Genomic DNA, 13327 nt, shown 5'->3' on the forward strand with positions numbered 1-13327 from the left:
GCCGTGGGCGGCCCCGGACGCCGAAGTGCCACCTACTTCATCGTGACGGTCGTCTTGCCGTCCACCCAGGTGATGGTGCCGCCGGTGAAGTCGCTCTCCTTGCCGCCGGCGATGTCCTTCTCGTCGCTGGTGGGGTAGCCCAGCTTGCCCATGGCGCCGCCGTTCTCCTCCCACGCCTTGCGGATCTCGCCCCAGACGATGTGCGCCTGGCCGTCTTTGGCCTTGTAGACCGTGCCGCCGACGAAGTCCTGGTACTTGCCCTCCTCGGGACCGGACTCCTGCGCCTCCAGCGGAGCGCCGAGGGCGCCGGTCGGGCCGCCGCTCTGCACGTACTTGTCGAAGATGTCGCCGGAAACGGTGAGTTCGCCACGCTGCGTGGCGATCTTGGTCTCCTCCGCGGCACCCGAGGCGTGCTCTTCGCCGCTGTGCATCGCGGCCGAGGTGGCCGTGACCGACGCCGCGGCGTTGTTGTCGTTCTTGTCGTCGTCGCTGCTGCAACCCGCGACGATCAGGCCAGCGGCCGCGAGCAGGGCAGTGTATCCAGCCGTTCGTCGAGCGAAGTGGTGCATTTCCATCCTCTCGAAAGTGGCTACCGCGGACGTCCCCGGCACGGTGACGCCGCTGGCAGCCTAGGCCGATGTTCAGCAATGACCCGGCGAATCATCAAGTGACACGCCGGGTCATGCTGAACAGCTATGGCCGGGATATTACCCGTCGGCTATTCGATGAAACACACCGCCCAGATCAGGCGTTGGGCCCGTACTCCTCCAGCATCTCTGTGACGAGCGCCGCAATCGGCGAACGCTCGCTGCGGGTGAGCGTGATGTGAGCAAACAGCGGGTGACCTTTCAGCTTCTCGATCACCGCGGCCACACCGTCGTGCCTGCCGACCCGCAGATTGTCCCGCTGGGCCACGTCGTGGGTGAGCACCACCCGCGAACCGGTGCCGAGCCGGCTGAGCACGGTGAGCAGCACATTGCGTTCCAGCGACTGCGCCTCGTCGACGATCACGAAGGAGTCGTGCAGCGAGCGGCCCCGAATGTGGGTGAGCGGCAACACCTCCAGCATGTCGCGACTGAGCACCTCCTCCATCACCTCGCGGCTGGCCAGTCCGTCGAGCGTGTCGAAGACCGCCTGCGCCCAGGGGCCCATCTTCTCGCTCTCACTACCCGGCAGATAGCCGAGTTCCTGGCCGCCGACGGCGTAGAGCGGCCGGAACACCACCACTTTGCGCTGGGTGCGCCGCTCCAGCACCGCCTCCAGGCCCGCGGTCAGCGCGAGCGCGGATTTGCCGGTGCCCGCCCGGCCGCCGAGCGAGACGATGCCGACGCTCTCGTCCAGCAGCAGATCCAGGGCGATGCGCTGCTCGGCGGAGCGGCCGTGCAGGCCGAACGCCTCGCGCTCGCGCACCAGCTGGACCCGCTTGTCCGGGGTGACCCGGCCGAGCGCGCTGGAACTGCTGCCGAGGAGCCGGATTCCGGTGTGGCACGGCAGTTCCCGCGCGCCATCGAGATCCAGCACGGACTCCGCGTAGAGCTGGTCGATCTGCGCCGAGCTGACGTCGAGCTCCACCATGCCGGACCAGCCGGAGGTGACGACGTCCTGCGCGTGATACTCGTCGGCCTGTAAGCCCACCGCACTCGCTTTGACCCGCAGCGGAATGTCCTTCGACACGAGCACCACCTGGCGGCCCTCGGCCGCGAGATTGAGTGCGCACGCCAGGATTCGGGAATCATTGGTGTCGGTGCGGAAGCCGACCGGAAGGACCGCGGGATCGGTGTGGTTCAGTTCCACCTGCAGCGTTCCACCCTCGGTGCCGATCGGCACCTGCTGATCCAGCCTGCCGTGCTGCAGGCGCAGATCATCCAGGTTGCGCAGGGCTTCCCGCGCGAACCAGCCCAGTTCGTGGTGATGCCGCTTGCCTTCGAGTTCGCTGATGACCACCAGCGGAAGCACGACGTCGTGTTCGCCGAAACGGGTGAAAGCCCAGGGATCGGACAACAGGACCGACGTGTCGATGACGAAGGTATCGGCCGGGGAATGCGAGGGGTGTGCCCCCTTCGCGGCGGTTCCGCCTTTCGCGGAACGGGATTGCGCCGAGGGAGCGGGAACGGAGCGTGAAGCAGTCACGGTGGGCTCCTCTTTGTCCGCGCGGCACCCGCACGAACGATCTCGCTGGACCGGTCCGTCCTGATGGACCCGACGTTGCCGTCAGATGCCACGAGGGCCGGGTGCCGGCCCCCTCGTACTGAATAGCTCAGTCACGGTCAGGACCTCCCGTACGAGCCACACCGCCGCGGCCCGCACCACCGACGCTACCGCCGAACCACGCTTCCCCGCTTCCGCACAGGTAGGCGTGTCCGTGAATTTGTCGTTAACCACACGCCCCGGCCGCGATCGCCGGGTCGTCGCCGACCGTCGGCGCGAGCTACCGCTGCGCCGGTGCGGTCCCCGGCCGGCATCCGGCGCGGCCCGCTACAGTCGCTGGTATGGCCGGTAACGAGGACCTGGACACGCTGTCGTCGAAGGAACTGCACGACCGAGCGGTGAAGCTTGCCGTCCGACACGGGGACGTGAAGTTCCTGTGGCGGCTGCTCACCTCGATCCCGGCCGCCGAGGCCGCCGCGGGCAACCTCGGCGAGAGCGAGGCCGATATCAAGTACGTGCTGCCCATGATCGACGACTACATCCACGCCGGTGACGGCGAGGTCGCCGAGGTGTTGCGGCCGTTCTATCTGGAATACCTGAACGAACACAGCTGACCTCGGCGAGACCTAGGAGTCCGCTTCGGCGGTGACCGAGATCGCCACGGACGGACAGGCCTGTTCCGCTTCCAGCGCCGCGGTGTGCTGCCCGGGCGGCGGCGCGGCATCGAGCAGCCACACCCGGCCGTCCGCGGCGTCCTGGTCGAACACGGCGGAGGCGAGCAGCGCGCACATCCCCGCGCCGACGCAGCGGTCCCGATCGACGGTGATCTTCATCGAATACTCCTCCCTACCAGGTGACCGGAAGCCGGTGCACGCCGTAGATGTCCATGTCGTGCCGTAGCGGAACCTCCTCGGGCGGCACCGCGAGCCGCAGGGTCGGGAACCGAGTCAGCAAGGCGGGCAACGCGACCCGCATCTCGACCCGCGCCAGCTGCTGACCGAGACATTGGTGCGGGCCGTGCCCGAAGCCGAGATGCCCGACGGCGTTGCGGCGGATATCGAAGCTGTCCGGGTCGTCGTACTTGGCCGGATCGCGATCGGCCGCCTGGAACGACAGCGCGACCGTCTGCCCCGCCGTGATCAGCTGCCCGTCGATCTCGACGTCCTCGAGCGCGACCCGGGTCGAGGTGTGGGTGATGGTGAGATAGCGCATCAGCTCCTCGATCGTCTGCTCCGCGAGTTCGGGCCGCGCCCGCAGTTCGGCCAGTTGATCGGGGTGGCTGAGCAGCGCGAAGGTGCCCAGCGCGATCATGTTCGCCGTGGTGTCCAGGCCCGCCCCCAGCAGCAGCGTGCCGACACCGGACAACTCGTCCTCGTCGAGTTCGGTGCCGATGAGGTCGCTGAGCAGATCGTCGGTGGGTGCGGCTCGCTTGGCCACGACCAGCTCCCGGATGTAGTCCTGCACCTCGATGAACGCGTTGTTGCGCTCCGCGAGCTCCGAGTTCACGCTGTTCGCGGCGACGAGGAAGCGATGAAAGTTGTCCCGGTCGACCGGGGGCACACCGAGCAGTTCGCAGACGGTCAGTGCGGGCACCGGGAAGGCGAACGCCGCGACCAGGTCCACCGGACCGCCGGTGCGCGCCATGGCGTCCAGATGGTCGGCGGTGATCTGCTCGACCCGCTCGGTGAGCTGTCCCATGCGCCGGACAGTGAACTTGCCTGCCAGCAACTTTCGGTATCGCGTATGCGCCGGAGCGTCGACACCGAGCATGTCGCCGGGCAGAGCGGGCGGCATCTCGCCCATCGGAGCGAACGGGTAGTGGATCAGCTCGTAGCGGACGCTGAAACGCGGGTCGGCCAGGATCGCCCGCACCGTCGCATAGCCCGTGGCGAGCCAGCCGCGATGGTCGTCCGGAAAAGTGAACGGCACCAGGGGAGCCAGCGCGGCCAGTTCCGCAGGTGGATCGAACGGGCACCCCGGCGGTCGGACGGTGGGCAGCTCGACGATTTCGGACAAGGACTCGTTCATGGCGATTCCCCTCGATCGATGGTGTTTTTGGCTTGATCTGAACGCTACGTTGCGTTCAGATCAGGTCAATGAGAGAAATCGTGATATCGCGAAACTTACTGGTAATGGTCAGATTTGAATTGCAATGGGAATGCCGGTGAATGCACCGCCGACTTCTCTTCGTTGCAATGAGATGCGACTGAGCGCAATACTTGGGCCACACGGAACGGACGGGGAGGCGCACATGCCGGGCGGCAGATTGACCGAACAGGATCGCATGCTCATTGCCGAAGGTCTGTCCACAGGGATCGGCTACGCCGCGATCGCCCGGCAGTTGGCGCGGCCGACCTCGACCGTGAGCCGGGAGGTCACCCGCAACGGCGGGCCGAGCCGCTATCACCCGGGCCGGGCCCACCGGGCCACCGAGCGGCGCGCGCGGCGCGGCGGATCACGCACCGGCGCAACGACTCCCGCGCCGGGAGCAGGCGCGCTGCGCGAATTCGCCGAGCAGCTCACCGTGTTGATGGCCAAGTCCGGGCTGCCCCGCACCGCGGCGGCCGTGCTCACCTCGCTCTATCTCACCGATTCCGGCAGCCGCACCGCCGCCGAACTCGTCGAGCAGTTGCACGTCAGCCCCGCGACCGTCTCGGCCGCGGTCAAGGCACTGGAGGTCCAGGGGCTGATCCGGCGCGAACGCGATGCCCGCGGCCGGCGCGAACGCTATGTCGTCGACGAACAAGCTTGGGTCCGTGCGACTTTGACCAGCGCGCAGCAGATCTACGATCTCGCCGCGATCTCCCGGCGCGGCGTCGAGGTACTCGGCATCGAGACCCCCGCCGGCGCCCGCGCGCACGAGACCAGTCGCTTCTTCGAATTCGTCGGCCGCGACATGATCGAATCCGCCGAGCGGTGGCGAAAGGTGCTGGATCAGGAGCGAATACGGGACTGACTCAGCGTGACAGCGCGGCCCGCGCGAGGCCGGCGACCGTGCCGCGCAGCAGGTTCTCCCAGCTGAAGTGGTCGTCCCACAGGATGATTCGGCCGTCGCGCACCTCGAGTGTGCCCATCACCCAGAACGCCACCCGCACGGGGCCGACCCGCAGCACGTCGGTGCGATCGGTGAGCACGAAAGCGCCGTCGGCGGCGATGTGATGGATCTGCACCTCGAAGCCGAAGGCGTCGCGCTCCAGTCCGCGCAGGATCTTGCGCGTCAGCCCGCCGCCGACAGCGGGCAGCGTGGAGTTCTTCCAGACCACGTCGGGGTGCAGCAGTTCCAGCGCCTCGGCGACGGCGCCTAGCTCGAGCGCGGAGAAGAACTCCCGCACCGTGGTGATCGCGTCCTGCTGAAGGTCGAGGTCCTGGGTCATGGTCCGACCTTAGGCCGCGGATCCGCCGTTCGACAGACCCGATCCGAAACGGCTACGTCGTCGCGCGGGCCGCGATCAGCACGCCGAGACCGTCGAGGATGCGATCGATGCCGAAGCGAAGGGCGCCGACCCCGCCCGCGACCGCGCCCTCCTCGGCGAACGCGGCCACCGCCAGCGGATATCGGTCCGACGCCACCGACACCATGGCCGCGAGTTGCCCCGCGACCTGCTCCTGGAACGCGTCGGCGACGGCCGGACCCTGCTGCACGAGGCTGCGCACGTGTCCCGACAGCAACACGATGGAGTCCAGGCGCTCCGGTGCCGTCAGCCGCGTCCCGGCGAGCGCACCCAGCGCGGCCTCCATCCATCCCATCTCGTTGGGCCCCATCGGCCGCACCCCCACGGTCAGCTCGATCCCCCACGGATGGGCACGGTAGCGCTCGAACAACGTCTCGGCCCACTCGCACAGCGCGGCCCGCCACGGCTCTTCGCTCGAATCGCGCTGCACCGCAGTGATTTCCGGCGGTGCGCCGATGGCGTCCTCCAACATCAGCGCGGTCAGCTGCTCCTTGCCCGGCACATACCGGTACAGCGACATCTTCGTGAACCCGAGCCGCTCCGCGAGCCGCTGCATGGACAGGTTCGCCAGCCCTTCGGCGTCGGCGAGCGCGATCGCCTCGGCCACGATCCCCGACAGCGTGAGGGCGGGTTTCGGCCCGCGCTTGGGCCGCTGCTGGATACCCCAGAGCAGTTCGACGGTGGTCGGCGCCGGCATGGCCACATCCTTCCGGAGTACGTCTTGACTTCAAAACTGTGTCTACCATACGCTAATCTGCGTCCGTCGGAAACAGAATCCATCGGACACAGATCTGGATCTCAGGAGCCCACCATGCGCAACAAGACCGTTCTCATTTCCGGCGCGAGCATCGCCGGGCCCGCCCTCGCCTACTGGCTGCACCGGTACGGTTTCGACGTCACCGTGGTCGAACGCGCCCCGGCGCTGCGGCCGGGCGGCCAGGCCATCGACTTCAAAGGGCACACCCACTTCACCGTCCTGGAGCGGATGGGCATCCTCGACGACATCCGGGAACGCCGGACCGGGACCACCGACACCGTGCTCGTCGACGCCGACGGCAAGCGGCTCTCCGTGCTGTCCGGCGACTTCACCGGCGGCGAACTGGAGATCCTGCGCGGCGACCTGGCCGAGGTCATGTACCAGCGCACCGCCGACCGCTGCACCTACCTGTTCGGCGACTCCGTCAGCGCGCTCACCGAGCTGGCCGACGGCGTGCACGTCGAATTCGAGCACGCCCCCGCGCGCACCTTCGACCTCGTCTTCGGCGCCGACGGAATCCACTCCCGGGTACGCAGACTCGCGTTCGGGCCGGAGCGCGATCTCGTCGAGTACCTGGGTTACTACTACTGCATCGCAGGCGCGAGTCCGTGGCGCGGCGAGCGCGGCGGGTCGCGCGAACGCGCGATCGGTCACGGGCACAACGTCCCCGGCAAGCTCGCGATCAGCGGCGGCGCGAAAGCGCAACAGATGTATGTGTTCGCCTCCCCCGAACTCGACTACGCGCGCGACGACACCGCGGCCCAGCGCCGCATCGTCGAGCAGGCGTTCGCGGACGTCGGCTGGGAAGTACCGCGGATGCTCGGCGAAATGCGGGACTTCGACGACTTCTACCTCGACACCCTCAGCCTGGTGCGCCTGAACGGCCACTACACCAAGGGACGGGTCGCCTTGATCGGCGATGCGGGCTACGGAAACACCCTGGGCGGCTTCGGAACCGGGCTCGCCGTGGTCGGCGCGTACGTGCTCGCGGGCGAACTCGCCGTCGCCGGTGGCGATTACGAAGTGGCCTTCGCCCGCTACGACGAGATCATGCGGGGCTACGCCAAGATCGCGGGCAACAGCAACGCGGGGCGGTTCCTCGCGCCGAAGACCGCACTCGGCATAAAACTGCGCAACTGGTTCTTCAACTCACGACTGTTCATCGTGATGATGAAGTACACCGAGAAGGTCGCCAACGACATCGACCTGCGGGACTACCCCACCCTCGTCGCCGCCGCCGAGATCAACTGAAACCATTTGGCGCGCATCGGATCGGCACCCACCGGCGGTTCCAGGCCGACCGGTACGTGCCGGTCCATTCCCGATCCGCAGACAGCGGTGAATCGGCTGTGTTTCGATGGAACCGATGCGGGGCGAGGCGCGTCTATAGGGTCAGAGGCACTGACGAAAGGGGACGGTGATGGTGGACAGCCCGTTTCCGGGGTACATCGAGGATGCGAAATCCGGGGCGTTGCAGGTGCGGATGGATCCGCAGGGGTTCGTCGAGATGGACAAGGCGTGTCAGGAGCTGATCAGCCAGCTCACCGGCCTGCGCGGCGACGCGCGTGAACTCAGCGAGAAGGCCGCGTGGGGGCTCGGCGAGGCGAACCCACGCCTGTCGTCGGCGGTCGAGCTCGTACAGCTGTTCCGGGAGAAGGCATTCGGCGGTCCCAACAACGCCTACGACACGGTGAACGACTACATCACCGTCGCCGAGGACATCCGGTCCATGTTCCAAGCGATGTGCGAGACCTACGCGCGCACCGATGCCGACTTCGCGGCCAAGTTACGGGAGCTGCGCGTATGAAGCTCGGCACGCGTGGGAACCGTTTCCCACCAATTGTTTTCGTGGCCGTGCCGATCCTGGCGATCCTGCTCGCCGGATGCGACGGCGAAGGCCGGACGGCCGCCCCCGCCACCACATCGGGGGTACCCGTTACCGACCAGCAGACCGCGCAGACCACCTTTGATCCGTGCACATCCCTGACGCCGCAGTTCCTCAGCGAACGCCAGTGGGATGCGCTGCCACCGTCGCCGAAACAGAACACGGCGTCCGGCATCACGTGGAAGGGCTGCCGCTACGTTGCCAAGGCCGGTTACGGCTTCACCATCGAGACCACCAACGGCACGCTCGATCAGGTACGGCAGAAGTTTCCGGCGGCCGCGGATATCTCGGTCGCCGGACGTAAGGCGCTGCGATACGAGGCCAGGCCCGATGTGCCTGGCGGCTGCACGGTCAACGTGGAGATGACGAGCGGCTCGCTCTACGTGCTCGTCGACGATCCGACCGGCAAGCATCCGCGCAAACTGCCACCCTGCGACAACGCCACCGAAATCGCCCAATCAGTCGCACCATTGCTGCCGGCGGGCAGCTGAACAACCCTACGGGGGAGCGATCATGAAACAGACCGACGGCCGCGCGATCACCAATCCCGAGAACGCGCAAAGCTTTACCCACGCCGAGATCAAGCAGGCGGCCGAGGAGATGAACCCGGACGGGGTGAACAGCGCGGTCGACGCCTGGTCGAAGATGGCTACCGCGGTGACGAACGCCGGTCACCAGTTCGAGGCCGCGATCAAGAAGGCGGTCGAACAGCATTGGGAGGGTGCGGCGGCCGAGCAGGCGGTCCGCGGTATCCGCGACTACGCGACGCGGGTCGGCGAATTCGGGGAGTCGTTGCACGCGCAGAGCACGCCGCTGTCGCAGGCCTCCGGTGCGGCGTCAAAATTCAAGGCGTCGGTGCCCCCGGTGGTGGACACGTCGACGAATCCGCGCGGACCGGAACTGCGCAACGCGGGCGAGGAACAGGCCCGTGACGATATGACCACGCACTACATCCAGCCGTACGGCACCACCGCCCCCGCCATTCCGACGTTGCCGCCACCCATCAACCCGGTTTCCGCACCACTACCGAGTCCCGGCACCGGGACGGGCAGCGACACCGGTACCGGCCCGGCCGAAACCACCGACGGCGATACCGGATCCAGCACAACCGGTTCCGGGACTTCGTCGGAGAACAGCGGCGATGCCGACACCGGCCGAACCGAGCAGCCGACCGAGCCGGGTTCCGGCGAAGAGCAGCCGAGTACGGAACCCGCTGCCACGCAGGCGGCTTCGCACGGCCAGCCCACCGACACCGCGACGACCCCGGCGGCTACCACCGCGAAACCGACCACAACCATGGCCAGCCCGTTCAGCACCATCCCGACGGTGGTACCGGCTTCGACGCTGCCGAGCGCCCCGCCGAATCCGTCGACGGTCACCTCCGCCGCGGTCAACGGGACACCGAACCGGCCGAGCACGCCGACATTCGATCGTCCGAGCGGTGTGGCGAGCCCCGTCAACGAACCGGGCACATCACGGCCCGCCGCACCCGCGACGACGCCGGGCGCGACCGGCACACAGCCGGCCGCCGCCCCGATGCGCGCCGGAACTGCCGGTGTCGCAGGGTATTCCGGCATGATCCCGCCGGGTGTCCGCGCCCGCGGCGAGGACGACGACGAACACAAGGCACCCGGCTATCTGCGGACCGAGGAGCACGCGAAGGAACTGCTCGGCGAGGTGAAGCCCACGGTGCCGCCGGTGATCGGGGTCGAATGACGTCGCAGTGGTCGCTGTCGGCAGAGCAGTTCGCGGCGGCCTGGTTCGGTACCGGCCTCGACCGCCTGCCCTTTCCGTTCCGCTTCACCAGCCGGTTCCCCGGCCTGCACGAATACCAGCTCTACCAGCAACAATTCCGGGAAGAACTGGCCAAGGAGGAGCGAATCCCGCTGTCGCGCACCATCACCGCCCTCGCCCGGCCCGATTGGCGGATCGAGCTGCTCGGTTGCGACAACACTCGCGACGGCGTCGAGCTGCGTGCGATCGGCTGCGCGACCCGCAGCGGCGTCGGCGTGATCGCGCGGCAAGAGCAGGCCCCCGACGGGGGCCGGGTGCAGTTGCGGCGGTGTCGCGCCGACCAGCTCGCGAGCGAACTGGTGCGCATGCTCCCGGACGCGGGCGCGGGCAGCACGGGTGAGAAGAGTTTCCTGCTGGACGACCTCAACGATGATCGGCCCGACCTGTTCGGCAGCGCGCCCGCCAGCGAAGTGAAGGAGAAGTATCGACGGTTCTGGCGGCAGAGCTGCACCACCCGGGGGATGGCCTCGGTGCTGCTCGGCCCGCGCAACGCCGAACCGCTGCGCACCGGCCGCCTACGCTGGATCGACACGACCGACGGCCGCTACTACGAGGTCCCGGCCAATCGCGCACTGATGATCCGGCCCGGCACCAGCGCCGATATCCGGCGCTACCTCGATGACGCGATCGCCCGGGCCAGGGTGCGTATGGAAACGGGATGAGAGGTATTGGCAGCACCGTGCGTGGGTAACTCGCCGATATGACTACCACTCGGGATGAGATCGAGTCGTTTCTGGTCGAATATCGAACCGGATTGAGCACCTTCGATGCCGAGCGTTCGGTGGCGCTGTGGGGCGAGCCGGGCATGATCGTCAGTGACGCGTTCGTCGGCGCCCTGTCCAGCACCGCCGACATGGCCGAGGGACTGAAGCAGTCCTACCCGTTCTATCAGGCGCTCGGTCTCGCCTCCGTCGGCCACACGCTGCTCGAACAGGCCGACCTCACCGCCCGCGTCACCCGAATCCGGGTCCGCTGGCATTTCTATGACGGTGACGGCACGGAAATGACCGACAGCGACTACGAATACCTGCTCCGCCGCGACGACGACGGCCGGTTGCACGTCCATCTGGCCGTGGCCATCGACGAGATGGAGAAGCTCGCCGCCCTCGCCGCGGCCAAAGGAATCGAGATGCCGGGCAGCTGAGGTGCACTCCCACCCCACGAAGACGGGCTCGCATCTCCGATAACCGGAGGTGCGAGCCCGTCGACGAAGCCGGTGGCACTCAGCCGAGCAGGCGCCAGTCCTCCAGGCCGTCGTACAGCGGGACGCTCTGGGCGAGCTTGGTGACGCGGCCGCGCAGGGTGTCTACGTCCGAGGTGCCGGCGAGGGCGCCGGCGATGATGTCGGCGACCTCGGTGAACTCGGTGTCGCCGAAGCCGCGGGTGGCCAGCGCCGCGGTGCCGATGCGCAGGCCCGAGGTGACCATCGGCGGGCGCGGGTCGAACGGAACGGCGTTGCGGTTCACCGTGATTCCGATCTCGTGCAGCAGATCCTCGCCCTGCTGACCGTCGAGCTCGGAGTTGCGCAGGTCGACGAGCACCAGGTGCACGTCGGTACCGCCGGTGAGCACGCTGACGCCCTTACCCTGGACATCGGCCGCGGTCAGGCGGTCGGCGAGGATCTTCGCGCCGGACAGGGTGCGCTCCTGGCGCTCCTTGAACTCACCGCCGGCCGCGATCTTGAAAGCGACGGCCTTCGCGGCGATGGCGTGCATGAGCGGGCCGCCCTGCTGGCCGGGGAACACCGCGCTGTTGAGCTTCTTGGCGAAGTCCTGCTTGGCCAGGATGAGGCCGGAACGCGGGCCGCCGAGGGTCTTGTGCACGGTGGACGACACGACGTGCGCGTGCGGCACCGGCGAGGGATGCAGGCCCGCCGCGACCAGACCGGCGAAGTGCGCCATGTCCACCCACAGGTACGCGCCGACCTCGTCGGCGATCGCGCGGAACGCGGCGAAGTCCTGCTGGCGCGGGTAGGCCGACCAACCCGCGACGATCACCTTCGGACGAGCCTCGAGCGCGATCTTGCGCACCTCGTCCATGTCGATGCGGTGGTCTTCCTTGCTGACCCCGTAGAAGTGCGTCTCGTAGAGCTTGCCGGAGAAGTTGAGCCGCATGCCGTGGGTCAGGTGACCGCCGTGCGCGAGGTCGAGGCCGAGCAGCTTGTCGCCCGGATCCATCAGCGCCATCAGCACCGCGGCGTTCGCCTGCGCGCCGGAATGCGGCTGCACATTGGCGAATTCGGCGCCGAACAGTTCCTTGGCGCGGTCGCGGGCGAGGGTCTCGACGACATCGACGTGCTCGCAGCCACCGTAGTAGCGACGGCCCGGGTAGCCCTCGGCGTACTTGTTCGTCAGCACGCTGCCCTGCGCCTGCAGCACCGCGCGCGGCACGAAATTCTCCGAGGCGATCATTTCGAGGGTGTCGCGCTCGCGGGCGAGTTCCCCCGCCATCGCGGCGGCGAGCTCCGGGTCGAGCTCACCGAGAGATTGAGTATTGACCGAGGCCGTCGTCTGCGTCACCGCCTCAGTCTATGGGCCGCCTTTGCGCCCATCAGCAGGGGGTTCGCCGCACGTCACCAACCGGCCACAGTCGCGCCGGTGTCGCCTCTGCGCACCGGGATACCGGTGCGCTCAGCCATCGTGAGCTCGCTATTTCGCCGCGCCGAGGTAGTGATCCAGCAGGACGTCGAGATGTTTTTGCGCGTCGAGCAACGGCTGGGTGGACTTCATCGCGCGGGCCTGGACGATGGCGCCCTCCATCGCGCTGAACACGAAGCTGGCCAGCGACGCGCTTTCTTCGGCGGGTAGACCCGCGGTTTTCATTGCGCTGCCGAGCTTTTCGTGCCAGTCGGCGAAGGCCGCGCCGGCCGCGGCCTGCACCCCGGGTTCGGATTCGGCGAGCGCGGCGCCCACGATCGGGCACCCGGTGCGGAACGAACTCGTTTCCAGGGCGGTGACCCACCAGCCGATCAAGGCGTCCAGCCACTGCCGTGCGGGACGGGATGCGGTGATCTTCTCGATCACCGCGGCGAGGCGCTCGCCCGCGACCGTGGTCGCGGTGGCCACCAGCTCGCTCTTGCCTTCGGGAAAGTGCTGGTAGAGCGAGTTGCGTGAGGCTTTGCCGCGGTCGAGCAGCGCGGCGAGTCCGGCCGCGTGCACGCCTTGCTCGCAGACCAGTTGGATCGCGCTCTCGATCAAGCGAGCGCGGGGGCCGGTCATCAGGGCTCCTTCCGGGACATAGTTGCGTGAACCGATCGGTCCATGCTCCAATCATGACAGATGTGGACCGATC

16 protein-coding genes are annotated in these 13327 nt (G+C 67.9%); 8 read left to right on the forward strand and 8 right to left on the reverse strand.

Annotated elements, in window-relative coordinates; genetic code table 11:
* Positions 1 to 32: 32 nt before the first annotated feature.
* Together O3I_RS36385 and O3I_RS36390 are read right to left on the reverse strand one after the other, a co-directional pair.
* Positions 33 to 569, reverse strand: a complete 537-nt coding sequence (locus O3I_RS36385) for an LGFP repeat-containing protein (RefSeq protein ID WP_014988046.1) — start codon at positions 567 to 569, stop codon at positions 33 to 35.
* 175 nt (positions 570 to 744) lie between these two features.
* Complete coding sequence (locus O3I_RS36390) at positions 745 to 2130, reverse strand: PhoH family protein (protein ID WP_014988047.1); 1386 nt, start codon at positions 2128 to 2130, stop codon at positions 745 to 747.
* 359 nt (positions 2131 to 2489) lie between these two features.
* On the opposite strand from O3I_RS36390, the gene O3I_RS36395 reads away from it, so the two are divergent.
* On the forward strand, positions 2490 to 2762 hold the full coding sequence (locus tag O3I_RS36395) for a hypothetical protein (RefSeq protein ID WP_014988048.1): 273 nt from the start codon (positions 2490 to 2492) through the stop codon (positions 2760 to 2762).
* 12 nt (positions 2763 to 2774) lie between these two features.
* On the opposite strand, the gene O3I_RS36400 is transcribed toward O3I_RS36395, so the two are convergent.
* Both O3I_RS36400 and O3I_RS36405 read right to left on the reverse strand, forming a co-directional pair.
* Complete coding sequence (locus O3I_RS36400; RefSeq protein ID WP_014988049.1) at positions 2775 to 2981, reverse strand: ferredoxin; 207 nt, start codon at positions 2979 to 2981, stop codon at positions 2775 to 2777.
* A 13-nt stretch (positions 2982 to 2994) separates the two neighbouring features.
* Positions 2995 to 4176, reverse strand: coding sequence for a cytochrome P450 (locus O3I_RS36405; protein WP_014988050.1), 1182 nt, complete (start codon positions 4174 to 4176; stop codon positions 2995 to 2997).
* A gap of 223 nt (positions 4177 to 4399) precedes the next feature.
* On the opposite strand from O3I_RS36405, the gene O3I_RS36410 reads away from it, so the two are divergent.
* The gene (locus tag O3I_RS36410) at positions 4400 to 5104 is read left to right on the forward strand and encodes a GbsR/MarR family transcriptional regulator (protein ID WP_014988051.1); all 705 of its coding nucleotides are present in this window, start codon (positions 4400 to 4402) and stop codon (positions 5102 to 5104) included.
* 1 nt (position 5105) lies between these two features.
* On the opposite strand, the gene O3I_RS36415 is transcribed toward O3I_RS36410, so the two are convergent.
* The gene (locus tag O3I_RS36415) at positions 5106 to 5522 is read right to left on the reverse strand and encodes a limonene-1,2-epoxide hydrolase family protein (protein ID WP_014988052.1); all 417 of its coding nucleotides are present in this window, start codon (positions 5520 to 5522) and stop codon (positions 5106 to 5108) included.
* A 52-nt stretch (positions 5523 to 5574) separates the two neighbouring features.
* A complete protein-coding gene (locus O3I_RS36420; RefSeq protein ID WP_014988053.1) occupies positions 5575 to 6297 on the reverse strand; it encodes a TetR/AcrR family transcriptional regulator in 723 nt (240 codons plus the stop codon).
* A gap of 114 nt (positions 6298 to 6411) precedes the next feature.
* On the opposite strand from O3I_RS36420, the gene O3I_RS36425 reads away from it, so the two are divergent.
* The 6 genes from O3I_RS36425 to O3I_RS36450 all read left to right on the forward strand — a co-directional run bounded on the left by O3I_RS36425 (position 6412) and on the right by O3I_RS36450 (position 11180).
* Entirely contained in the window at positions 6412 to 7608 is a 1197-nt protein-coding gene (locus O3I_RS36425; RefSeq protein ID WP_014988054.1) for an FAD-dependent monooxygenase, read from the forward strand.
* A 169-nt stretch (positions 7609 to 7777) separates the two neighbouring features.
* Positions 7778 to 8164 carry a hypothetical protein gene (locus O3I_RS36430; protein ID WP_014988055.1) on the forward strand — a complete coding sequence of 129 codons (387 nt, stop codon included), beginning with the start codon at positions 7778 to 7780 and terminating at the stop codon, positions 8162 to 8164.
* Positions 8161 to 8733, forward strand: a complete 573-nt coding sequence (locus O3I_RS36435; protein WP_141691914.1) for a DUF3558 domain-containing protein — start codon at positions 8161 to 8163, stop codon at positions 8731 to 8733. Before O3I_RS36430 ends, O3I_RS36435 begins: the two co-directional genes overlap by 4 nt.
* Before the next feature lie 22 nt (positions 8734 to 8755).
* Positions 8756 to 9958 (forward strand): hypothetical protein, encoded by a 1203-nt coding sequence (locus O3I_RS36440; protein WP_014988057.1) that lies wholly within the window; start codon positions 8756 to 8758, stop codon positions 9956 to 9958.
* Positions 9955 to 10698: an ESX secretion-associated protein EspG gene (locus O3I_RS36445; protein ID WP_014988058.1), complete on the forward strand. Its 744-nt coding sequence runs from the start codon at positions 9955 to 9957 to the stop codon at positions 10696 to 10698. Before O3I_RS36440 ends, O3I_RS36445 begins: the two co-directional genes overlap by 4 nt.
* 38 nt (positions 10699 to 10736) lie before the next feature.
* Entirely contained in the window at positions 10737 to 11180 is a 444-nt protein-coding gene (locus tag O3I_RS36450; RefSeq protein WP_014988059.1) for a hypothetical protein, read from the forward strand.
* 79 nt (positions 11181 to 11259) lie between these two features.
* On the opposite strand, the gene glyA is transcribed toward O3I_RS36450, so the two are convergent.
* Both glyA and O3I_RS36460 read right to left on the reverse strand, forming a co-directional pair.
* Entirely contained in the window at positions 11260 to 12555 is a 1296-nt protein-coding gene (gene glyA / locus O3I_RS36455) for a serine hydroxymethyltransferase (protein WP_014988060.1), read from the reverse strand.
* Positions 12556 to 12684: 129 nt separating this feature from the next.
* Positions 12685 to 13254, reverse strand: coding sequence for a TetR/AcrR family transcriptional regulator (locus O3I_RS36460; protein ID WP_014988061.1), 570 nt, complete (start codon positions 13252 to 13254; stop codon positions 12685 to 12687).
* Between the last annotated feature and the right edge of the window lie 73 nt (positions 13255 to 13327).

The organism is Nocardia brasiliensis ATCC 700358 (assembly GCF_000250675.2).
Taxonomy (GTDB): Bacteria; Actinomycetota; Actinomycetes; order Mycobacteriales; family Mycobacteriaceae; genus Nocardia; species Nocardia brasiliensis_B.

Excerpts from the sequence above, each read along its gene's own strand:
- O3I_RS36460 (WP_014988061.1), bottom strand. The coding sequence starts at position 13,254 with ATGACCGGCCCCCGCGCTCGCTTGATCGAGAGCGCGATCCAACTGGTC.
- O3I_RS36445 (WP_014988058.1), top strand. The coding sequence starts at position 9,955 with ATGACGTCGCAGTGGTCGCTGTCGGCAGAGCAGTTCGCGGCGGCCTGG.
- O3I_RS36435 (WP_141691914.1), top strand. The coding sequence starts at position 8,161 with ATGAAGCTCGGCACGCGTGGGAACCGTTTCCCACCAATTGTTTTCGTG.
- O3I_RS36395 (WP_014988048.1), top strand. The coding sequence starts at position 2,490 with ATGGCCGGTAACGAGGACCTGGACACGCTGTCGTCGAAGGAACTGCAC.
- O3I_RS36400 (WP_014988049.1), bottom strand. The coding sequence starts at position 2,981 with ATGAAGATCACCGTCGATCGGGACCGCTGCGTCGGCGCGGGGATGTGC.
- O3I_RS36405 (WP_014988050.1), bottom strand. The coding sequence starts at position 4,176 with ATGAACGAGTCCTTGTCCGAAATCGTCGAGCTGCCCACCGTCCGACCG.
- O3I_RS36420 (WP_014988053.1), bottom strand. The coding sequence starts at position 6,297 with ATGCCGGCGCCGACCACCGTCGAACTGCTCTGGGGTATCCAGCAGCGG.
- O3I_RS36410 (WP_014988051.1), top strand. The coding sequence starts at position 4,400 with ATGCCGGGCGGCAGATTGACCGAACAGGATCGCATGCTCATTGCCGAA.
- O3I_RS36385 (WP_014988046.1), bottom strand. The coding sequence starts at position 569 with ATGCACCACTTCGCTCGACGAACGGCTGGATACACTGCCCTGCTCGCG.
- O3I_RS36415 (WP_014988052.1), bottom strand. The coding sequence starts at position 5,522 with ATGACCCAGGACCTCGACCTTCAGCAGGACGCGATCACCACGGTGCGG.
- O3I_RS36430 (WP_014988055.1), top strand. The coding sequence starts at position 7,778 with ATGGTGGACAGCCCGTTTCCGGGGTACATCGAGGATGCGAAATCCGGG.
- O3I_RS36440 (WP_014988057.1), top strand. The coding sequence starts at position 8,756 with ATGAAACAGACCGACGGCCGCGCGATCACCAATCCCGAGAACGCGCAA.
- O3I_RS36425 (WP_014988054.1), top strand. The coding sequence starts at position 6,412 with ATGCGCAACAAGACCGTTCTCATTTCCGGCGCGAGCATCGCCGGGCCC.
- O3I_RS36450 (WP_014988059.1), top strand. The coding sequence starts at position 10,737 with ATGACTACCACTCGGGATGAGATCGAGTCGTTTCTGGTCGAATATCGA.